This window comes from Metabacillus litoralis, from assembly GCF_020524045.1.
In the GTDB taxonomy this organism is placed as follows: domain Bacteria; phylum Bacillota; class Bacilli; order Bacillales; family Bacillaceae; genus Metabacillus; species Metabacillus litoralis_C.
The window spans coordinates 140,672-160,755 of record NZ_JAIVKL010000007.1 but is presented as its reverse complement, the minus strand read 5'-3'; the positions used below and the strand labels follow the sequence as shown (position 1 = coordinate 160,755).

The window sequence follows — 20,084 nt, the reverse complement described above, 5'->3', positions numbered from 1 at the left end:
AGTGCTATTCAAATTACGGATCTGTTAAACTTTGTTGTTGATTTCCTTTACAGGCATTCGCTTTCCCGGGAAAAATGCACCTTTTTTCCTCCACTCCAATCAACAAAGTGCCGAAAATTAGCATTAAGCCTTAACATAGCCTAAATTAAATGTAGTTAAAAGATTCATAAGGAAGGAGCTTGTCTGTTGAAACTCTTACATAACTCTCATGAGAATGAGCTCTCAAAATGACGATAGGGGTATGTATAGAATGAATTTAGAAAGATCGTATTTTCACAATCCTTCCTTGGAAAGCAAGTATCTTAAAATCAAACAAGTTTCCTGTTTGTAAGAAGGGGGCGAAGTGAAGATTTTTTTTGAAGTTATGTTTATAAACACAAAAAAGGGGAAAGATAAAAGCATAAGGCTTTCTAGTATCCCCCCCTTTTTGTTTCTCTATATTTGCTGACCACTAATTGGTCAGCTTTTTTTTTGAGTAACATGGATTTCGATTTGTTCGGTAGATGTTACTAATTATATTTGCTTTTCAACGAATCTCTGCATTCTCTTTAATGCCTCTTGTAATTGTTCTAAAGATGAAGCATAAGAACATCTAATGAACCCCTCACCGCTTTCACCGAAAACATTACCTGGTACAACAGCAACCTTCTCCTCCATCAATAGCTTTTCTGCAAATTCTTCTGAAGATAGATTTGTTTTTTGAATTGACGGAAAAACATAAAATGCGCCTCCAGGTAAATGACAATCCAAGTTCATTTCGTTTAAAGCACTAACAACTAGATTTCGACGTTGTTTGTATTTTTTTTTCATATAAAGTACATCTTCTCTACCATTTTTCATTGCTTCAATTGCAGCATATTGTGCCATAGTTGGAGCACACATCATTGAGTATTGATGAATCTTTAACATCTCACTCAAAAATTCCTTGTGCGCAGCAATATAACCTAATCTCCACCCTGTCATAGCAAAGCCTTTTGAAAAGCCTGATACGAGTATTGTTCGTTCAGCCATTCCATTTATTGACACAAAGCTTGTATATTCATGATCATACGTCAGCTCTGCGTAAATTTCGTCTGATATAACAAGTAAATCATGCTTTTCAATGATTTCAGCTATTTTTTCCAGTTCTTCATGTTCTAGAACAGTCCCAGTTGGATTGCTTGGTGAACATAAAATGATTGCTTTTGTCTTTTCAGTAATCGCTTTTTCTAATTCAGCAGGCTGTAGTTTAAATTCCATTTCTCCACTTGTTTGTACAGAAACTGGAACACCACCAGCTAATGATATTAAAGAAGAATAAGAAACAAAACTTGGTTCTATGACAATTACTTCGTCACCAGGATTTACAATTGCTCTTAAAGCAATATCCAGCGCCTGGCTTGCACCTACTGTCACTAATATCTCTTCCTTTGGATTATAGGAGACTTTCGTTTTCCCCTGCAGATAATAACCAATCTCTTCTCTAAGCTCCAATAATCCAGCATTTGCTGTATAAGAAGTAAAACCTTGTTCAAGGGAAAGAATCGAAGCTTCCCTAACAGACCAAGGAGTCACAAAGTCAGGCTCTCCCACACCAAGTGAAATGACGCCTTCCATACTTGCAGCTAAATCAAAAAACTTTCTAATTCCAGATGGCTTTAATTCTCTGACAGTTCTTGCGATGTAATGAGACGGCTCAATCATGGAGACACCACAATTCTCTTGTCCTCATCATCTTGTTCGAATATAGTGCCATCATGTTTATATTTCTTTAAGATAAAATGAGTTGTTGTTGATAAAACAGAGTCAAGGGTAGACAGTCTTTCAGAAACAAAATGAGCAATATCTGACATTGACTTACCTTCAATAATAACAGAAAGATCATAAGCTCCTGACATTAGGTAAACAGATTTCACTTCTTTAAATCGATAAATTCGACTAGCAATATCATCAAAGCCCACGCCACGTTTTGGTTGGACCTTCACATCAATCATCGCTTTAACACCTTCATGACCATCTACTTTGCGCCAATTGACTTGTGCTGTATAGTCAACAATAATTCGTTGATCTTCGAGGTTGCGAATCATTTCTTTTGTCTCTGACTCTGGTGTATCAATCATTTTGGCGATTTGTTCCACAGATAAGCGACAATCGTCCTCCAATATCTCTAATATTTCAACTTCCTTTTCGGTAAACTTCATTGTCACCACTCCTACTTTTCAAATCTTCAGATAATTATAACATCTACTAACTTGTTTTTCATATGTTTCAATTGAAGAATTACGGGTAGATTTTACATGTGTAATTCACGTAATTTCGGTCAAAATATAATAAACTTTTAATGAGATGTCTCTTTACTATCAACGTTCATTTTTTAACGCTATTTTTAGATCAACCGTAACATTCGTTGTATTTGTCGAAGATTTCTATATTTAAGTAATAAATAAACATTTTATCATAAGAGCAAATTTATATATATACTAAAATGGAGTGAATGCTTATGGAAAAAAGCAATTTTCATTGCAATACTATGAACATTCTTGGTGTGAAAGTTCATTATGAAATGTATGAAAAAAATCGCCTTAATCCAGTAATTGTCTTGATACATGGTTTCTTATCCTCTAGCTTTAGCTTCCGTAAAATTATTCCAATATTACAGAAGGATTTCACAATTGTCGCTATTGATCTTCCGCCATTTGGAAAAACTGAAAAATCAACAAAATTTGTTCACTCTTATACAAATATGGCTAAAATCGTTATTGAACTAATTCAAGCCCTACAAATCAAAAATGCTTTTATTGTAGGCCACTCTATGGGTGGACAAGTATCACTTAATGCTGCTAAACAAAGGCCAGACCTCTTTCACAAAGTTGTTCTCTTATGTAGCTCAGGTTACATGAAGGGAGTAAGTCCAACACTCAAGTTTGGTTCGTATTTTCCTTATTTTTATTTAGGCATTAAGCATTGGTTAGCTAGTCAAGGAATTCTTAAAAATTTGCATAATGTCGTTCATGATCGTAGCCTTATTGATCAAGAAATGATGGATGGTTATATGGAGCCTTTTACAGATGATCGTATTTTTATGGCATTAAACAGAATGATTCGTGATCATGAAGGTGATTTATCAACTGAGGATTTAAACTTAATCGAACAACCTAGTCTTCTAATTTGGGGAAACGAAGACAGAGTTGTACCTATTCACATAGGTGAGAGACTGCGTAAAGATTTACCAAATTCAACATTTGTTTCCTTTAAGCATACTGGTCATCTTGTACCAGAGGAAAAACCAGAGCACGTTTCAGAAAAGATTGGTAACTTTTTATTTCAAGCTCAATAGTCAATGGCAAAATGTAAGCAAAAGGAAACAGAGGTTACATTTTGCCTATAGCCATATTATATTTCACAACTAAAGTTATTTTTTATCATTATTAGCTTGGTTGATAGTTCTTCACATGATTGTAAAGGAATGATCTCTTCAAATGAAAACTCATATATAGCTTGAATTTTCCTAGCAAGAGTCTTGACTTCATCATAAACATGGACTGCCTGTAACACATCAACCACTTCTGTTTCATAACTTCCTTCACCATAACCTAATGGATCCCACTGTAATAACAGTTCCATCAATTTTATGTTTGTGTGCTGTGCTTCCATCATTTTCACCTTTTTTAATCTTATTTTTTGCACTGTCATTGTATCACAATTATGATAGTAATAAGTAGGTTTTAACTATGGGAGTTATCTTGAAAATTGTAACCATATTGGAGACTTCTAATTTTCGAATAATAAAATAATAAATCATACAGGAGTGGTGGCAGTGAGTCGTTTTGATCAAGTAATAAGTCGTAAAAACACAAACTCTGTTAAATGGGATTATTCTAAAAATATCTTTGGAGTAGATGATGTTCTTCCAATGTGGGTTGCAGATATGGATTTCCCTGCTCCAGAAGATGTTATTGATGCTCTTCATTCTCGGGTTGATCATGGAATTTTTGGATATACAATGCCCGGCACTAGTATGGAAAAAGCTATTCAAAAATGGCTAAAAAGACGCCACAACTGGGATATTGATGGGAAAATCGTTACATATAGCCCTGGTATAGTCACTGCTCTTAGCTTAGCCATTGAAGCATTTACTTCTGAAGAAGATCATGTTGTTGTACAATCACCTGTTTATTATCCATTTTTTGAAATTACTAAAAAGCACAAAAGAAAAGTACTTTACAATGAGCTACTTCTAAATAATGATTTTCGCTACGAAATTGATTTTCTAGATCTTGAGGAAAAACTTTCCAACCCCAAGACAAAGCTATTTATTTTATGTAATCCTCATAACCCTAGTGGGCGGATATGGAGTAAAGATGAATTAACAAAAATCGGGAATCTTTGTGTCAAACACAATGTTCTCATTTTATCTGATGATATTCACTCGGATTTATTATTATTTAATAATAGCTATACCCCTTTAGCCTCTGTAAATGAACAAATAGAGAATATCACAATAACTTGTATAGCTCCTAGTAAAACGTTTAATTTGGCTGGTCTTCAAGCTTCAGCTGTTCTTATTTCTAATGATTCGTTAAAAAGAAAATATAACGAAACACAACAAAAATTTGGTTTAATAACAATTAACACACTCGGTCAGGAAGCAATGGAAGCTGCCTACTCACATGGAGAAAATTGGCTTAATGAACTTCTCATTTATTTAGAGGAAAATGTCTTATTAATTGAAAAATATATACACAAGCATTTACCCGATATAAAAGTAATGAGACCTGAATCAACTTACCTCATTTGGTTAGATGCACGAGCATTAAATAAGTCTGATGATGAAATTAAAGACCTCCTTCTAAAGAAAGGGAAACTAGCTTTGGAACCAGGATCTAAATTTGGAGATAATGGTGCAGGTTTCCTTAGAATGAATATAGCTTGTTCAAAGAAAACATTACAGGATGGGTTAGAAAGACTAAAAATAGCTTTAAAAAAGTAATATAGATTGTTTGTTTTCAAGAGTTCACATTTGAAAACAATCATACTATGAATAACCTTTTTAGCGACAAGTATAAGTCAAATAGGAAAAAGTTGTTCTTCACCTATTTGACTTATCCCTAGCTGATTGAACTCGAATTTAGGATTGAATTCTTCTAAAAACAAAAAAAACACCTCATTATGCCCGTACAGATCAATAAATAAGGCTATTTTCGTAAACTTTGTTGCTTTTAGTCATGAAGAAAACAGCATTATATAAAGTCTAGTGGCATCTTTCCTTCTTAGAATAGTACTTATTTATAATAAAAACATTGTTACTCACAGGAAATTAGGTTAATGAGCAACAATCTTTCAGAAAAGAGCCATAAATAACTACTTCTTAAAATTTTTCAAGAAAATTAAATAGGGACATTTCCTAGATCAAATTTAATAAAACCAAGTAATAGCAATTACTTGATATTATCTTAAAATATTTATTTATCACTTCTATAGAGCTATTGTAAAATTTTATTGAAAATTTGAGGATTTTGCCATAAACTGGTGATATAATTAAGGAAATAACTACTAAAAGGTGACTTTTGAATGGCGCTTATTAAAGATATTATTTTGCAAGTAGCATTTATTTTATTTCCCATCTTTAGTTACCATTTATTTTGGTTAAGTAAAGATCACACTCATGTTCTTAAGCCTAATAAAGTAATCATCATTTGCAGTACCGTTTCTTCATCTTTATTTTGTGTTATATGGCCTATTGAAATTGTGGATGGTATTTTTTTTAACCTCCAAGGAATTCCGCTTTTTATTAGTTTTGTCTATGCAGGAAATCTGGCTGGCTTTTTAACAACTTTAACAACATTTGCTTATTTTCTTCATTCTTCACATGCTCAATGGTTTTATATTTTAATTTTCATTTTAGCATTTGCTATTTTCTCCAGTCTCATGAAGAAAAATTGGCATAAGAAAACCTTAAAGCAAAAATTAACAACATCACTTTTATATGGTCTTTATATCTTGCTATTATCCATGGTGAATTTTATTATTGTAAGCGCTTTACATATTCGTCACTTATCAGCGAATAACATAATCTCTCATAGTATTTCAGTTTTGATTTTTATCATTATTCTAATAATTGCTGTCTACCTGATTGAATATATGAGAGAAAATGCATTATTAAGAAGTGAACTTGCGAAGGCCGAAAAACTCTCAATTGTTAGTGAACTTGCCGCAAGTGTGGCTCATGAAGTACGCAATCCATTAACGGTAGTAAGAGGCTTCATTCAATTAATCGGAAATTCACCAGACACAAACCTTGTTCAGAAAAAAGAGTATATGAACCTAGTCATTTCAGAGCTTGATCGTGCTCAATCCATCATAACTGATTATCTAAGTCTCGCTGGTAAAGACTACATAACAATGAAAAAAGTCAATTTATCAAATACGCTTAATGATTTAACAGCTCTTTTAACTTCATATGCAAATTTTAAGGCAGTTACATTTGATTATAATATTGAAAAAAATATTTATGTGTTCGGAGATGAAGCAAAGCTAAAACAGGTATTCATCAACATTATGAAAAACTCAATAGAAGCTGTTCCTGAATCTGGCGGATTAGTATCAGTCGAAGCATTTTTGAGGGATGAAACGGTTATTGTGAAAATATCTGATAATGGTATGGGAATGTCGGAAGATCAAATTGCTAGACTTGGTGAACCATACTTCACATTGAAAAATACAGGAACAGGACTTGGTTTGACTGTTACCTATTCGATATTAAAAAATCATGGTGGTTCCATACGTTATACTAGTGAAATTAATAAAGGAACTCGTGCAACCATAACTTTACCTTTTTACATAGACACGAGTAACAACAACAGTCACTTAACAATCGAATCACCAATAGAGAAAACAGAAACGGGTTGATTATTGAGGTGCTGTTTTCTTGTATCTACCTAAGTATGATTTCTGTTGTAGTACTTAAAACAGTATCCAGTTCCCCTGGGAAGGTTATTAAAAAGTCCAAATTATACTTTTATTCAGTAACCTTCCTAAAGGCAGTCATTGGAGCCTCATTAAATCTACTACATGTTCGGACTCCTATAAATATCCCTAATGAACGACACTCTCTGCTATTTTCAGCTAGCTCTGAGTGACAGCAGATTGAGTTCATAATCAAATTTTCATACGTTCTAATGAATAACCTTTTTAGGCATATCATCAAACAAAACGGGTACCACTCATTCCTCTTCAGGAGGTTTTACTTCTTTTTTATCTTCTCTTTTTGCTTCTTTATCAGTGATTTCTCCACATGCTATCCGAGCTCCCGAATCACCTGAAGGTTGAGTCATTCCATCATCCTTACCTTCTGTAATAATGATGCTTGTACCTTTCACTCGTAATAAAGAATTCTTTTTCCCACTCTTTAACGTTAATTGTGGTGCCATTAATTGAGCATCAACTTTACCATCTTCAACGATAATATTTGGTAAATCACCAGCATGTGCACCTTCAGGATGTAATAGTCCGTGCATAGAGTCTTCAGGATTAAAATGATTGCCAGCACTCTTAAAATCCGGTGCTTTGCATGTTCCTTTTTCATGTATATGCAATCCATGCTCGCCTGGTGGAAGACCTTCCAGTAAAACGGTTAATTGCACACCTTCAGATTGTTCATCCACCTTTATCGTCCCTAACGAATCACCAGTAGCGTTAAACATTTCAACTTCCATTTTTGTTATTTCTTTTTCCATACATCCTGACAAGATAAAGAACAAAACAAATAACAAGTAGACTTTACGTTTCATAATACCCTCCATTTTAATACGTTGGCTAAAGGGTATTGTTTGTTTTTTTATTTCTTTTTATACGGAACTGGGTAAATAATTATTTTTGATCTTCCTTATTGTTTATAGAATTAACAAGCTCATCTACTTTACCTTGTTCTTTTTTTGATAATTTAACAATATAACGAAATGCAAAAATAGCGGCAATAGTAAAGACGACCATTGTAATGGCAGCTGGGATATATTCTGTTTTATCTTCTGGGAAATATAAAAACAAACCTATAATTGGAATAAATAGTTGCATATCATTTCACGACCTTTCTTTGTACATACTATAGCAAGTTTTAAACAGAATCACTAGTTTATTTATGGTCCATTCTTAAATGTCATGAAACGTTCATACATACCTTACTTTTTAAGTTCAATCATGGTAATGTTAAATGGATATGTGTTGGTAAAAAGTTACTTGAGAGGGATGAATAAAATGGAAGATAAACAAATTGGTCACATTGTCACAGGAATCTACAAAACCGGGAAGTATATTGGTGAAATCACAGATATTCGACCTAGCCATTATTTAGTCAAAATTAAGGCTGTTTTAAAGCATCCCCAACAAGGTGATTTACACAATCCAAAGCAAGTTGATGTGCAACTTTTTCATGAGCGTAGAGCATTAGCATATAATGAACAAACAAATATACCTAAACAAATGGTTAAACCTTTTGGAAATGAGATTCCTGATTATATGGAATCATTAAAAAAAGCGATCACTACCATGAAAGAGGAACTTATTGAGAATGATTCACCTTGGGCTGAAGAATCGTTAAATAAAATAAGGGGTTTAGAAAAGGATTACTTTCGAAAATGATAAAATAACAACATCTTACTCAATAACAATTTCAGAATAATTACTAAGCTGAAGTGTGAAATGGTTGATTCAGCACAAGTTAAGGTTAAGAATCAAGAAATTAAACGTTTGTCGATAACTCTTGTTATTGAGTAAGGTGATAAATATTAGTAATATGTGAGTTATATTTGTCCTATTCTTATGTTGCATATTTCTTTAGTACCTTTGAAAAATCAATTCGATCACCGATTGTTGGAGGATTTGGTTTTTGTAAGTACCTTTTATCTTCTTCAACCAACTTAAACAGATTATAAGTAGTCATCGCATCATCTAATGCACAATGATGTTTCCCCGTCGCTTTTTTACCATAATCCTCCACTGCCTTCCATAAGCCTGTTTGATTTCGATCGCCAAAGAATTTTTTATATTCCATTGATAAGTCCCTAAATTTCCCAGTGAAAGGAAAATCTACATTACTGCTGTGACAGTTTTGACGGAGAACCTTCATATCCATATTTCCCCAAGTGATAACTGTAACTGGTTGGAATAAATTATAATTTTCTAATACCTTTATCAATTCATTAAAGGTCATTCCACTATCAATTTTATCTTGGGAGATTTGCAGAAATGTTTTACAACGTTCTGTTAATTTCGGGAAGTGGTTCGGCCTTACGAATGAGGAGAATTGGTCTTGAATTGTTTGATTAACAACCGAAACAATTCCTACTTCAATTATTTCTGGAAAAAAACCTTTCGGATTAGACTTTCCTTCTGGCATCGTAAATTCAAAATCAATAAACAATAAATGCTCTAATTCTGCCAACTTTATCCTTCCCTCCCTTCTAATTAAGATGAAAAATTTGTTTCTATTATTATATCATCGTAAGCAGAGAAAGAACTTAAATATTCAAAAAATAATGAAATACCCCTTGACTATTTTTACTGCTAAACAGATTTATTTCTAAGAAATATATTCAATGACCTCTTAAGTTAGGCATTAATTTCAAAGATTTTCTCATTCTTAGCTCGCTTAGAATTTCCCTGAAAAATGGTATACTCAATATATAACTAATAACCTATATGAAATTCACTCCAGCATTATTGTATAATTAGGTACAATAAGACTAGGAAAAATCATTATTTTAGAAAGAATGTGAAGAACATGAGAAGTTTATTTGGATGGTTTTGTGTTCTGTTTATGGTACCTGTTTTCCTATTATGCGGATTAGCTGCAGGTAAAGAATCAGAAGCTATAAAAGGATTAGGTACTGTATTAGATGAAAAAATACCCATTGATTCTTTAAATTTGCCACAAAATAGTTTTATATTTGACCGCGATGGACGTCTTATCTCTGAGGTTACATCACAACAACAAAATCGAGTGTTCACAAAGTATGAAAATATTCCTGATACTGTAAAAAACATTTATATTCTATCTGAAGACCAACGTTTTTTTAACCATATCGGTTTTGATGCGGAAGGAATGCTAAGAGCTGTTATGATAAATGCTAAATCACAATCTGTTGAGCAAGGTGGAAGCACAATTACTCAGCAGCTTGCAAGAAATGTATTTTTATCACATGAACAATCTTACAATCGAAAATTAAGCGAACTTCTCTATTCATACCAATTAGAAAAAAACTTCACTAAAGAACAAATTCTTGAAAGCTATCTAAATGCTATTTATTTTGCTAATGGCACATATGGGATTGGAACAGCTTCAACTTATTATTTTAATAAACAAATTCAAGAGTTGAATACAGCTCAGCTTGTATTTATAAGTGCAATACCTAACAATCCAACAATGTATGATCCTATTAAAAATTTTACTGCAACTAAGGAAAGACAAGAAAGATTACTAAAACTCCTTCACAATAATGGGTATCTTTCAAAGGATGAGCTAGAACGTTCTATTCAATTTCCAATTGAGTTATCTCTAAAGGAACGCATCGACACACAAGCAGATTATGTCACTTATGTTCACCATGAACTAAAACAAATGATTATTGAAAAAGAAGGTTTTGCTCAGAAACTTGCAACTGGAGAAAATCAAGAAGTGATTGAGAAACAAATTGAAGATAAGATCAATCAAATAGTTAGCAGTGGATTAATTATCCACACCGCTTTAGACACTAATCTTCAACAGAAACTTACTCAGTCCATATCTAAGAATCTTCCTTATGATCAAGTTCAAGGAGCTGCAGCTGTAATTGATCATCAATCACATCATATTGTTGCATTATTCGGGGGTAAGAATTATGAAAAATTCGCCTTTAATCGAGCTTATCAAGCGTATAGACAACCTGGATCTGCTATTAAGCCTATACTAGATTATGCACCATATATTGACATTACTGGAGCGACTACAAGTTCTAAAATAGACGCAAGGGAATTTTGTAAAGATGGGTATTGCCCTAAAAATTATAATGAACGAAATTATGGAATGGTGACGTTAGAAACAGCACTAAAGTATTCTTACAATACTGCTGCTGTTCGAATGCTTGACAAAATCGGCATTGAAAAAGGATTTTCTTATTTAACTCCCTTTAAATTTGATAAGATCTCTAAAAGTGATTATAAACTCGCATCAGCAATAGGAGGCTTTGAGTATGGTGTATCACCACTTGAGCTTACAAGTGCTTATACTACCTTTGGAAATGATGGCTTATATTACGAAAATCATGCCATTACAAAAGTAACTGATCTAAATGGAAAAACTATATATCAATGGCAAGAGGAACCAGTAAGAGCTTGGAAGGAATCGACAAATAAAGAAATGAAGGAACTACTCTCTTCTGTAGTAAAAAGTGGAACAGGGCAAAAGGCAGCTATTTCTAAAAGCTATGTCGGGGGTAAAACTGGTACAACCAACGATTATAAAGACTTATGGTTTGTTGGATTAACAGACAGATATACTGCTGCTGTTTGGGTAGGTAGAGATTCAGGTGGAAATGTAAGTCATATCTACTCTAGCAATCCACAAGTACTTATATGGAGAGAAATAATGAATTAATGATTATAAATGCTAATGAAGGAGGATGGTTTATCCAATGATTGAGGATGTAGAAGGACCAATACTTTTATTTGATGGTGTTTGTAATCTTTGTAATCAAACTGTTCAGTTTGTGATTCGCTGTGATAAGAAGGAAGCATTTAAATTTGCTTCACTTCAATCCACAACGGGACAAAACCTTCTTGAAATGATGCACATGCCAACAAGTCATTTTGATAGCATTGTTATGATAGAAAAAAATCATGTTTTCACTAAGTCTACCGCAGCATTAAAAGTATGCAAAAGGCTTGGCGGATTTTGGGTCATTCTATATCCATTCATTCTTATACCCAAACCCCTTCGTGATGCGGTCTACCATTTTGTTGCAAAAAATCGCTATAAATGGTTTGGAAAAGCTGATCAATGTATGATTCCTACTCCTGAAATGAAAAAGCGATTTTTATCCTAGATTTTATTATCAGCATAACTTATGACTTGTTAATCGAAAAGTGTTTAGCCTAAGTACAAGATATTTTTCACCTAGAGAAAAAGCCCCTCGAAACGTCCTTTAAAAATCACACTGGTAAACTTGCCATCACGCTGTTGTACAGTCTAAAACATACATATAAAGTGCCTAAAATAAATATGAACCAAAAGAACACATGAAAAAGCACTAAACCGATCAAAGAAAATGAAGTAAGTGAATGACTTATTTTATACACGACATAAACAAAATATCCGAGTGTCGAAATGAGAAACAAGCCAATAATGAGCATTGGAATTTGAATAGATAATAATGATAAGGCTCCCCCAATAACATAAATGACGGAACCTCCTCTTATCTTTGTTAGATTTTCTCCCGCTATATCTTTAGAGAAAAACAATAACGAAAGCTCTGTTACTGTATTTGCAATCAATTTTAATGCAGAGAAGATCATAAAATAAATAAGAGCAAAAATAATAAATAGAGCAAGCTTTATTCCGTTATTCGAAAAAAACTCAAGCATACCATCATAAATACCTAGTAGTTGTAAATAATCAATTGCAAGCATCACTGTGGCAATTGATAAAGATGTGCTAAACAATAAAATAGTAATAAGTGGAAAATAACTAGTGAAGTATGTATTTTTCATGATTATCGATCCTAACTATACATTTAATGAATTTCAACATCATTATGAAGTAGAGTCTCTTATTTGACAAGAAATATATGACAATTTTCCGAAGCTTTACTACCTATTCTAACCAAGGATATAAATAATGGTATAATTTAACTAAGTTATCATAAATATACATTTTAAGATAACTATATTTTCTAGGGAGGAAAATGCATGAAAAAACTAAGTGCACTTTTTTTAACCATTTGTTTTATCTTATTAACCCCACTACATATTACTCATGCAGAAAATGAAAGCGTTTCAAAAGAATTTAAAAGTAAACTTGAAGAAAAGCTACAAAATGAAGTGAATTATTACAATAAAGGCTCGGTTCAATTTGAAAAGGCACTAACAATGGATGGGAAAATATTTAAATTAATCTCTGCAGACGATCCAGAAACAGAGGAGAATGAAGAAAAAACAGAAGAATATAATTCTAATTTCACCATGGCATTTGTAAAATATGAACAAAAAAGAGATTCGCTATTTTATTTTGATAAATACGATTTATATTATTATGACAACAGTAAAAATGAATTTCTAATTTTATCTAATATCGTTCAAAATGAAGCCGCAGAAAAGTTTTTTACAGAGCAATCAGAGGGGTTACATAAAGAAATTCAAGTTCCTTCTCTCATACTTTCTCTTGTTATGCTATCCATGTTATTTATTTTTCCTTTGCTCATCATGATATTCCATAACAAAGCTAAAGCTAAGTCACATATCTACGCAACAAATAATCATTCTATATCAGGATAAATTGAACCGGGTCTCCCGGTTTTTTTCTGTTTGAAGAAGCTCCCACTCGCGTTTCATTTCCTCTAATTATGGTTATTTAAGTACTACACGAACATATTCACGAGGTCCAAACTTTTCAAAAACATTGATCTCTTCAATAGGTGTTTCAGTATTTGTTAATTCAATGATCGATTCTTCAAAAACAATTTGTTCAACATATTCTCTTCTTAACTTTTCATTTACAAACCATGCACCAGTAAAAAGGGACGAAAATATACAACCTGTGATAAATATCTTCATTTTATGCACAATATCACCTCAAGAATTATCATGCTCTGTGGTGATAAATAATATACAAGTAAGCAGAAATTTGTTATCATTTTTATGTTCATATGAACTTGAAATGATCATTAATTTGATATTATTTCATAGTAATACATAATCTGGAACATAATAACTAAGTAGAAGAAGATTACACTGTCTTATTATCATAAACCAGATTAAATAGCTCTTATAGAAATTTCACTTGCCAAAACTGTAAGGAGGTTCAAAGATGTCATTACTTCATGTGGCAATTTTATCACCATTTTTATTTGCCATACTTGTTCCATTTCTGTATAAATATTTTCGCAACATTCATACAGGATGGTTCGTTTTAATTTTACCCATTTTACTTTTCATTTACTTTACCCAATTCATAAGTTCGAACATGCATGGTGAAACAATAAAACAAACAGCTAGTTGGATTCCATCATTAGGTATTAACTTTACTGCATACATAGATGGACTTGGCTTACTGTTCGCCTTGCTGATCACTGGAATTGGTGCACTTGTGATCCTTTACTCAATTTATTATTTATCAAAGGAAAAAGAGCAACTTAATACATTTTATGTGTATTTATTAATGTTCATGGGTGCAATGCTAGGTGTTGTTTTATCAGATAACTTAATTGTCCTTTATACGTTTTGGGAATTTACATCATTATCTTCATTCCTGCTAATTGGTTATTGGTATAAACGTGAGAAATCTCGTTATGGTGCGCAAAAATCTATGCTAATAACGATTTTTGGTGGATTACTAATGCTCGGTGGATTTATTATGCTATACATCATGACAAATACCTTCAGCATTAGAGAAATTATTGAGGTTGCTCCTGAGATTATGCAGCATGAATTATTTATACCTGCATTAATTCTTATTTTATTTGGTGCATTTACAAAGTCTGCACAATTTCCATTTTACATATGGCTTCCTGATGCAATGGAAGCACCTACACCTGTTAGTGCTTATTTACACTCCGCTACAATGGTTAAAGCAGGTATCTATATTGTTGCTCGCTTTAGTCCAGTATTTGCAGGTACTCCAGAGTGGTTTTGGATCGTTTCTGCTTTTGGGATCTTCACGATGTTCTGGGGCTCATTTAATGCAGTAAAGCAGACAGATTTGAAAAGCATTCTTGCATTTTCAACGGTCAGCCAATTAGGAATGATTATGTCAATGCTTGGTGTAGGTTCAGCAGCACTAGCAATTGATTCGATTGATAATAGTGTATACACTGTCGCTACACTTGCAGCAGTTTTTCATTTAATTAATCACGCTACCTTTAAAGGAAGTTTATTTATGGTAGTTGGTATTGTTGATCATGAAACAGGAACCCGAGATATTCGTAAGCTTGGTGGTTTAATGAGTTTTATGCCAATTACATTTACCATTTCTATTATCGGTGCTTTCTCAATGGCAGGTTTGCCTCCATTTAACGGATTCCTAAGTAAAGAAATGTTCTTTACTAGTATGATACGCATACTTGAAATGGATGTTTTTAATTTAGAAACACTTGGACTACTGTTCCCAATCGTCGCTTGGGTAGGTAGTATATTTACATTTATTTATAGCATGGTACTTGTTTTCAAAACATTTACCGGAAAATATCAGCCTGAAAAGCTAGAGAAAAAACCACATGAGGCCCCAATCGGAATGCTAATTTCACCGATTATTTTGGCATCACTTGTGATTATTTTCTTCTTCTTCCCTAACATTCTTGCTTATACAATTATTGAACCAGCAATGGCGTCAATCATTCCAGGATTACTAGGTGATGAAAATCATTTTCATGTACATATATATGCATGGCATGGTTTTTCCATAGAGTTATTTATGACATTAGGAGTTATTGCATTAGGTGTTCTAGGCTATTTCTTCCTAAGAAAATGGCGTGGTATTTATAAGCTAGTTCCTGAGAAACTAGCTTTAAATAAAGGGTATGATGCCGCATTATATACTCTAGATAAATCTACATTTAAAATTACAAGATTTTATATGACAGGATTTATCCGCGATTATTTAGCGATTATTTTTACGTTCTTTATTCTGATTTTAGGTACAACGCTAATTTTGACTGACGGATTTTCCTTTACTTTAAAAGGTACAGCACCAATTGGTATTTATGAAGCCGTTCTTGCTGTTGTTATGGTGATCGGAACGGTTACTGTGCTCTTTTCAAAATCTAGATTAACAGCAATTATCGCGCTTGGTTCAGTAGGATATTCATTGTCACTCTTTTTCGTTCTATTTAGAGCACCTGATTTAGCTTTGACACAATTACTTGTTGAGACCGTTTCCGTTGCTCTCTTTTTACTGTGTTTTTACCATTTACCTGAATTTAAGAAAAAAGAGAAAAAACTTAATTTTAAACTGACAAATCTTCTTATTTCATTAGGTGTTGGAACGATTGTGACATTAATTGCTTTATCAGCAAACAGTCAACGTGTGTCAGAAACAATTTCTACTTATTTTATTGAAAATAGTTATAAGCTTGCTGGCGGTAAAAATATGGTTAACGTTATTCTAGTAGACTTTAGAGGGTTTGATACCTTGTTTGAAATCGCCGTTTTAGGTATTGCCGGTTTAGGAATTTATAGCATGATTCGCTTAAAGGTTAGAAAGGGGGAAGAAGGGTGAAAAAAACGCATGTAAAAACAAATGACGTTATTTTTCAAACAGTCACAAAGGTTGTAGCGTTTATCATTATTATTTACTCGTTACACCTCTTCTTTTCTGGACATTACACACCTGGTGGAGGGTTTATTGGTGGATTAATGACCGCTGCCGCTTTTGTACTGTTATTACTAGCTTATGATGTCAAAACTGTCGAAAAGACATTAAATGTTGACTATATTAAAATGACTGCAACTGGATTACTTATTGCAGTTCTAACTGGGTTAGGTTCATTTTTCTATAATGTCCCTTTTCTCACACAAACATTTAGTTATGTAGAACTCCCATTACTTGGGAAGACGGCATTGGCTACCGCAGTTTTATTTGACTTAGGGGTTTACCTTGTTGTTATCGGTGTCACAATGACCATTATTCAAACGATTGGAGAGACGGAATAATGGAAGTATTAATGTCTATTGTTGTTGGTATTTTGTTTAGTGCTGCTGTTTATTTAATGTTATCTAAAAGCTTACTCAGAATTATTATCGGAACTGGTTTATTAAGTCATGGAGCACATTTACTCATTTTAACAATGGGTGGTCTTAAAACTGGTGCTGCTCCATTACTAGGAGAACATGCCAAAGTATATGTTGATCCACTTCCACAGGCTTTGATCTTAACAGCTATCGTTATAAGTTTTGGAGTGACATCATTTTTCCTTGTTCTTGCTTATCGTTCATACCAAGAATTGGGTACAGATGATATGGATCAACTAAGGGGAACTGATCAATATGAATAATTTAATTATCTTACCAATCGTCATCCCTTTCTTAGCTGGGATTATCTTAATTTTTTTTAATAAAAATATAAAAGCACAGAAGCTAATAAGTGCGTTTGCTTCTCTTCTCGCAATTGTGGTTTCTGTAATGATTGTTCACACAGTTCATGTTAATGGTATTCAATCATTAGCCATAGGGAATTGGGAGGCTCCTTACGGGATCGTGCTCGTCGCTGATATGTACGCAAGTTTACTTGTATTAACAACAAGTATTATTGGATTGACAGCATTACTGTTTGCCTTCTCTTCCATAACACCAGACAGGGAAAAGTTTTATTTCTATCCTGTTGTTCAATTTTTACTTTTAGGTGTGACCGGCGCGTTTTTAACAGGTGATATTTTTAACTTGTTTGTTTTCTTTGAGGTTATGCTTATGTCTTCTTATATGTTAATCGTATTAGGAAGCTCAAAAATTCAGCTTCGTGAATCAATCAAGTATATTCTAGTTAATATTATCTCATCTGCTTTATTTGTCATTGCCGTTGCCTATCTATATGCTGTGACCGGAACACTTAATATGGCTGATTTAAGTGTTAAAATTGCCGATATGGGTCAAACAGGTTTACTAACCGTTATCGCTATCTTATTTTTAGTCATATTCGGTTTAAAAGGGGCCATTTTCCCTTTATACTTTTGGTTACCTGGTTCTTATCAAGCACCTCCAGCAGTTATCACTGCACTGTTTGGTGCACTATTAACTAAGGTTGGGATTTATTCCATTACAAGAGTCTACACATTGATTTTTTACCATGAACCATCGTATACACACCAAATTTTAGCGTGGCTAGCTGCATTAACGATTATCTTCGGCGCAATCGGCGCAATTGCCTATTGGGATATCAAAAAGATTATTATTTATAATATCATCACAGCTGTTGGTGTGATCTTATTTGGAATTGCAGCAAACACTCCAAATGGTGTTGAAGGTTCTATTTATTATTTAGTTCATGATATGATCATAAAAGGCGCACTATTTTTCATAGTAGGTGCTATCATTGCAATTACGGGAACGAGTAATTTACGAAAGTTTAGTGGATTAATTTCAAGTCATCCGTTGCTAGGATGGATGTTCTTTATTTCCACATTATCTCTTGCTGGGATTCCACCTCTTAGTGGTTTTATAGGCAAGCTTAAAATCATTCAAGGTGGATTTGAAGCTGAAGAATACACAATTGCCTTTGTTGTTTTATTATCTAGCCTACTCGTTCTATATTCAGTTATGAAAATCTTTATAAATGGCTTTTGGGGAGAACCAACAAACGAAGATGTATATAAGGACAAGTCAGTTAAAGGTTTAATTTTACCTATAGCCATACTACTTATTTTATCGATTGCATATGGTTTCGGTGTAGAATCAATTTCACCTTATATTACACAGGCGACCGATACGCTGCTTGATCCAACAATTTATATACAAGCTGTATTGAAGGAGTAGTGCATATGGCATTTCAAATATTATTAAACTTTTTCTTAGCATTTCTATGGATGTTTCTTTCAAATGATTATTCCTCTTTAGCATTTTTTAAAGGCTTTTTCTTTGGAGGATTAATTATTTTCGCACTTAGAAGATTTTTTGAACATCGACTTTATTTCTTTAATATCATTGCGGTAATTAAGCTGGTCTTCATTTTTTTAAGTGAGTTAATAAAATCTAATATAGCTGTTTTCAAGGTCATTTTAACACCAAAATTAAATATGAAACCAGGCATATTTTCTTTAGAAACAGAGTTAAAAAAAGACTGGGAGATTACCATTTTGGCTAATCTCATCACACTCACACCTGGTACACTTGTTATTGAAGTTTCAGATGACAACAAAACACTATATATTCACGCAATGGATATCGATGATGTTGAGCAAGCAAAGCTAGATATCAAAAACACATTTGAAAAAGCAATCATGGAGGTGAGTCGTTAATGTTTAAAATTATTATGACCCTATCTCTTGTGATTGTCGCAATCTCAACCCTACTATTTGTTTATCGGCTAGTAAAAGGTCCAACTACACCTGATAGAGTCATCGCATTAGATGCAATTGGAATTAATTTCATTGCAATAACGGCTATTATATCAATTGTACTTAATACGAGTGCTTTTGTTGAAGTTATCTTATTATTAGGTATACTCGCCTTCATCGGGACAGTTGCTTTCTCTAAATACTTAGAGAAGGGGGAAATAATCGAAAATGATAGAAATCGGTAAATTTATTGTTGGCTACCTCATTCTTCAAGGTGCTTTACTAAGTTTAGTGGCTGCAATTGGTGTTGTTCGACTACCTGATGTATATACACGCAATCATGCGGCATCAAAGAGCGCTACATTAGGAGTCATTAGTATTCTACTAGGTTTATTCATCTATTACTTAGTAGTTGACCATGAAGCAAATTCTAGGGTTTTGTTAGGAATTGTTTTCGTCTTCTTAACCGCTCCAGTTGCAGGTCATCTCATTAGTAGAGCGGCATATAACATCGGTGTTCCACTATGGAAAGGTAGTGTACAAGACGATTTAAAAAAATCTCGCCTAAAAGTTAAAAATAAAAATTGAATTGATACTTACCAATTTATGAACTGAGATACCAAAAGAAGTCGCTAATTCCAAAAGGAAATTTGCGGCTTCTTTTAGTAATGCTGTTTCGTAAAGGTGATTCTGAAAAAGAAGCTACAACAGGTACACTAAAAAAGACACTAGTTAGCTTTGAAAGCCAATCCTTCTACGTTATTATTTGCATAGGTAGCCAAGAATAAAGCAATAAGAGGTGCTTCTAAACAAGATAGTAGCAAATAGGAATGATTTTTATCGGTTGAATATAAGCTAAAGGTTGGATCCCCA

The 20,084-nt window shown here is 33.2% G+C and carries 22 protein-coding genes; 14 read left to right on the top strand and 8 right to left on the bottom strand.

The features are described from left to right. Positions 1-513: 513 nt before the first annotated feature. Positions 514-1,683, bottom strand: coding sequence for an aminotransferase (locus LC076_RS12855; RefSeq protein WP_226669500.1), 1,170 nt, complete (start codon positions 1,681-1,683; stop codon positions 514-516). After that, complete coding sequence (locus tag LC076_RS12850) at positions 1,680-2,180, bottom strand: Lrp/AsnC family transcriptional regulator (protein WP_226669499.1); 501 nt, start codon at positions 2,178-2,180, stop codon at positions 1,680-1,682. Before LC076_RS12850 ends, LC076_RS12855 begins: the two co-directional genes overlap by 4 nt. A 299-nt stretch (positions 2,181-2,479) precedes the next feature. Between LC076_RS12850 and LC076_RS12845 the strand changes: the two genes are divergently transcribed. Then, positions 2,480-3,316: an alpha/beta hydrolase gene (locus LC076_RS12845; RefSeq protein ID WP_226669498.1), complete on the top strand. Its 837-nt coding sequence runs from the start codon at positions 2,480-2,482 to the stop codon at positions 3,314-3,316. Between the two features lie 56 nt (positions 3,317-3,372). Here the strand turns inward: LC076_RS12845 and LC076_RS12840 are convergent, their stop codons facing one another. Further along, positions 3,373-3,633 carry a DUF1871 family protein gene (locus tag LC076_RS12840; RefSeq protein ID WP_226669497.1) on the bottom strand — a complete coding sequence of 87 codons (261 nt, stop codon included), beginning with the start codon at positions 3,631-3,633 and terminating at the stop codon, positions 3,373-3,375. A gap of 163 nt (positions 3,634-3,796) precedes the next feature. Between LC076_RS12840 and LC076_RS12835 the strand changes: the two genes are divergently transcribed. Together LC076_RS12835 and LC076_RS12830 are read left to right on the top strand one after the other, a co-directional pair. Then, complete coding sequence (locus LC076_RS12835) at positions 3,797-4,969, top strand: MalY/PatB family protein (RefSeq protein WP_226669496.1); 1,173 nt, start codon at positions 3,797-3,799, stop codon at positions 4,967-4,969. Positions 4,970-5,550: 581 nt separating this feature from the next. Next, positions 5,551-6,888: a sensor histidine kinase gene (locus tag LC076_RS12830; protein WP_226669495.1), complete on the top strand. Its 1,338-nt coding sequence runs from the start codon at positions 5,551-5,553 to the stop codon at positions 6,886-6,888. Positions 6,889-7,202: 314 nt separating this feature from the next. Here the strand turns inward: LC076_RS12830 and LC076_RS12825 are convergent, their stop codons facing one another. Together LC076_RS12825 and LC076_RS12820 are read right to left on the bottom strand one after the other, a co-directional pair. Then, entirely contained in the window at positions 7,203-7,769 is a 567-nt protein-coding gene (locus LC076_RS12825; RefSeq protein WP_226669494.1) for a superoxide dismutase family protein, read from the bottom strand. 79 nt (positions 7,770-7,848) lie between these two features. Beyond that, positions 7,849-8,052: a hypothetical protein gene (locus LC076_RS12820; protein ID WP_226669493.1), complete on the bottom strand. Its 204-nt coding sequence runs from the start codon at positions 8,050-8,052 to the stop codon at positions 7,849-7,851. A 180-nt stretch (positions 8,053-8,232) separates the two neighbouring features. Here LC076_RS12820 and LC076_RS12815 point away from each other — a divergent pair, with 180 nt between their 5' ends. Then, entirely contained in the window at positions 8,233-8,616 is a 384-nt protein-coding gene (locus LC076_RS12815; RefSeq protein ID WP_226669492.1) for a kinase-associated lipoprotein B, read from the top strand. Between the two features lie 178 nt (positions 8,617-8,794). On the opposite strand, the gene kapD is transcribed toward LC076_RS12815, so the two are convergent. Further along, the gene (kapD, locus tag LC076_RS12810) at positions 8,795-9,373 is read right to left on the bottom strand and encodes a 3'-5' exonuclease KapD (RefSeq protein WP_413465987.1); all 579 of its coding nucleotides are present in this window, start codon (positions 9,371-9,373) and stop codon (positions 8,795-8,797) included. A gap of 384 nt (positions 9,374-9,757) precedes the next feature. On the opposite strand from kapD, the gene LC076_RS12805 reads away from it, so the two are divergent. Both LC076_RS12805 and LC076_RS12800 read left to right on the top strand, forming a co-directional pair. Next, a complete protein-coding gene (locus LC076_RS12805) occupies positions 9,758-11,608 on the top strand; it encodes a transglycosylase domain-containing protein (protein ID WP_226669490.1) in 1,851 nt (616 codons plus the stop codon). A 37-nt stretch (positions 11,609-11,645) separates the two neighbouring features. Continuing rightward, positions 11,646-12,056, top strand: a complete 411-nt coding sequence (locus tag LC076_RS12800; RefSeq protein ID WP_226669489.1) for a thiol-disulfide oxidoreductase DCC family protein — start codon at positions 11,646-11,648, stop codon at positions 12,054-12,056. A 106-nt stretch (positions 12,057-12,162) separates the two neighbouring features. On the opposite strand, the gene LC076_RS12795 is transcribed toward LC076_RS12800, so the two are convergent. Then, a complete protein-coding gene (locus LC076_RS12795; RefSeq protein WP_226669488.1) occupies positions 12,163-12,720 on the bottom strand; it encodes a DUF5366 family protein in 558 nt (185 codons plus the stop codon). Positions 12,721-12,918: 198 nt separating this feature from the next. Here LC076_RS12795 and LC076_RS12790 point away from each other — a divergent pair, with 198 nt between their 5' ends. Next, positions 12,919-13,503 (top strand): hypothetical protein, encoded by a 585-nt coding sequence (locus LC076_RS12790; RefSeq protein WP_226669487.1) that lies wholly within the window; start codon positions 12,919-12,921, stop codon positions 13,501-13,503. Positions 13,504-13,575: 72 nt separating this feature from the next. On the opposite strand, the gene LC076_RS12785 is transcribed toward LC076_RS12790, so the two are convergent. Then, the gene (locus tag LC076_RS12785; protein ID WP_226669486.1) at positions 13,576-13,782 is read right to left on the bottom strand and encodes a hypothetical protein; all 207 of its coding nucleotides are present in this window, start codon (positions 13,780-13,782) and stop codon (positions 13,576-13,578) included. Between the two features lie 253 nt (positions 13,783-14,035). On the opposite strand from LC076_RS12785, the gene LC076_RS12780 reads away from it, so the two are divergent. From LC076_RS12780 to mnhG, 7 genes are read left to right on the top strand one after another with little or no spacing between them, the layout of a single operon-like run. After that, entirely contained in the window at positions 14,036-16,441 is a 2,406-nt protein-coding gene (locus LC076_RS12780) for a Na+/H+ antiporter subunit A (protein WP_226669485.1), read from the top strand. Next, positions 16,438-16,875, top strand: coding sequence for a Na(+)/H(+) antiporter subunit B (locus tag LC076_RS12775; protein WP_226669484.1), 438 nt, complete (start codon positions 16,438-16,440; stop codon positions 16,873-16,875). The genes LC076_RS12780 and LC076_RS12775 overlap by 4 nt, the downstream gene beginning before the upstream one ends. Next, complete coding sequence (locus tag LC076_RS12770) at positions 16,875-17,216, top strand: Na(+)/H(+) antiporter subunit C (RefSeq protein WP_226669483.1); 342 nt, start codon at positions 16,875-16,877, stop codon at positions 17,214-17,216. The genes LC076_RS12775 and LC076_RS12770 overlap by 1 nt, the downstream gene beginning before the upstream one ends. Then, on the top strand, positions 17,209-18,690 hold the full coding sequence (locus LC076_RS12765; RefSeq protein WP_226669482.1) for a Na+/H+ antiporter subunit D: 1,482 nt from the start codon (positions 17,209-17,211) through the stop codon (positions 18,688-18,690). Before LC076_RS12770 ends, LC076_RS12765 begins: the two co-directional genes overlap by 8 nt. Positions 18,691-18,695: 5 nt before the next feature. After that, complete coding sequence (locus LC076_RS12760; protein WP_226669481.1) at positions 18,696-19,172, top strand: Na+/H+ antiporter subunit E; 477 nt, start codon at positions 18,696-18,698, stop codon at positions 19,170-19,172. Beyond that, on the top strand, positions 19,172-19,456 hold the full coding sequence (locus tag LC076_RS12755) for a Na(+)/H(+) antiporter subunit F1 (RefSeq protein WP_226669480.1): 285 nt from the start codon (positions 19,172-19,174) through the stop codon (positions 19,454-19,456). The genes LC076_RS12760 and LC076_RS12755 overlap by 1 nt, the downstream gene beginning before the upstream one ends. Beyond that, on the top strand, positions 19,440-19,799 hold the full coding sequence (mnhG, locus tag LC076_RS12750; protein ID WP_226669479.1) for a monovalent cation/H(+) antiporter subunit G: 360 nt from the start codon (positions 19,440-19,442) through the stop codon (positions 19,797-19,799). Before LC076_RS12755 ends, mnhG begins: the two co-directional genes overlap by 17 nt. Positions 19,800-20,084: the final 285 nt, after the last annotated feature.

Excerpts from the sequence above, each read along its gene's own strand:
- LC076_RS12785 (WP_226669486.1), bottom strand. The coding sequence starts at position 13,782 with ATGAAGATATTTATCACAGGTTGTATATTTTCGTCCCTTTTTACTGGT.
- LC076_RS12780 (WP_226669485.1), top strand. The coding sequence starts at position 14,036 with ATGTCATTACTTCATGTGGCAATTTTATCACCATTTTTATTTGCCATA.
- LC076_RS12840 (WP_226669497.1), bottom strand. The coding sequence starts at position 3,633 with ATGGAAGCACAGCACACAAACATAAAATTGATGGAACTGTTATTACAG.
- LC076_RS12815 (WP_226669492.1), top strand. The coding sequence starts at position 8,233 with ATGGAAGATAAACAAATTGGTCACATTGTCACAGGAATCTACAAAACC.
- LC076_RS12795 (WP_226669488.1), bottom strand. The coding sequence starts at position 12,720 with ATGAAAAATACATACTTCACTAGTTATTTTCCACTTATTACTATTTTA.
- mnhG (WP_226669479.1), top strand. The coding sequence starts at position 19,440 with ATGATAGAAATCGGTAAATTTATTGTTGGCTACCTCATTCTTCAAGGT.
- LC076_RS12760 (WP_226669481.1), top strand. The coding sequence starts at position 18,696 with ATGGCATTTCAAATATTATTAAACTTTTTCTTAGCATTTCTATGGATG.
- LC076_RS12755 (WP_226669480.1), top strand. The coding sequence starts at position 19,172 with ATGTTTAAAATTATTATGACCCTATCTCTTGTGATTGTCGCAATCTCA.
- LC076_RS12805 (WP_226669490.1), top strand. The coding sequence starts at position 9,758 with ATGAGAAGTTTATTTGGATGGTTTTGTGTTCTGTTTATGGTACCTGTT.
- LC076_RS12790 (WP_226669487.1), top strand. The coding sequence starts at position 12,919 with ATGAAAAAACTAAGTGCACTTTTTTTAACCATTTGTTTTATCTTATTA.
- LC076_RS12800 (WP_226669489.1), top strand. The coding sequence starts at position 11,646 with ATGATTGAGGATGTAGAAGGACCAATACTTTTATTTGATGGTGTTTGT.
- LC076_RS12820 (WP_226669493.1), bottom strand. The coding sequence starts at position 8,052 with ATGCAACTATTTATTCCAATTATAGGTTTGTTTTTATATTTCCCAGAA.
- LC076_RS12765 (WP_226669482.1), top strand. The coding sequence starts at position 17,209 with ATGAATAATTTAATTATCTTACCAATCGTCATCCCTTTCTTAGCTGGG.
- LC076_RS12830 (WP_226669495.1), top strand. The coding sequence starts at position 5,551 with ATGGCGCTTATTAAAGATATTATTTTGCAAGTAGCATTTATTTTATTT.
- LC076_RS12855 (WP_226669500.1), bottom strand. The coding sequence starts at position 1,683 with ATGATTGAGCCGTCTCATTACATCGCAAGAACTGTCAGAGAATTAAAG.
- LC076_RS12770 (WP_226669483.1), top strand. The coding sequence starts at position 16,875 with ATGGAAGTATTAATGTCTATTGTTGTTGGTATTTTGTTTAGTGCTGCT.
- LC076_RS12845 (WP_226669498.1), top strand. The coding sequence starts at position 2,480 with ATGGAAAAAAGCAATTTTCATTGCAATACTATGAACATTCTTGGTGTG.
- kapD (WP_413465987.1), bottom strand. The coding sequence starts at position 9,373 with ATGCCAGAAGGAAAGTCTAATCCGAAAGGTTTTTTTCCAGAAATAATT.
- LC076_RS12850 (WP_226669499.1), bottom strand. The coding sequence starts at position 2,180 with ATGAAGTTTACCGAAAAGGAAGTTGAAATATTAGAGATATTGGAGGAC.
- LC076_RS12825 (WP_226669494.1), bottom strand. The coding sequence starts at position 7,769 with ATGAAACGTAAAGTCTACTTGTTATTTGTTTTGTTCTTTATCTTGTCA.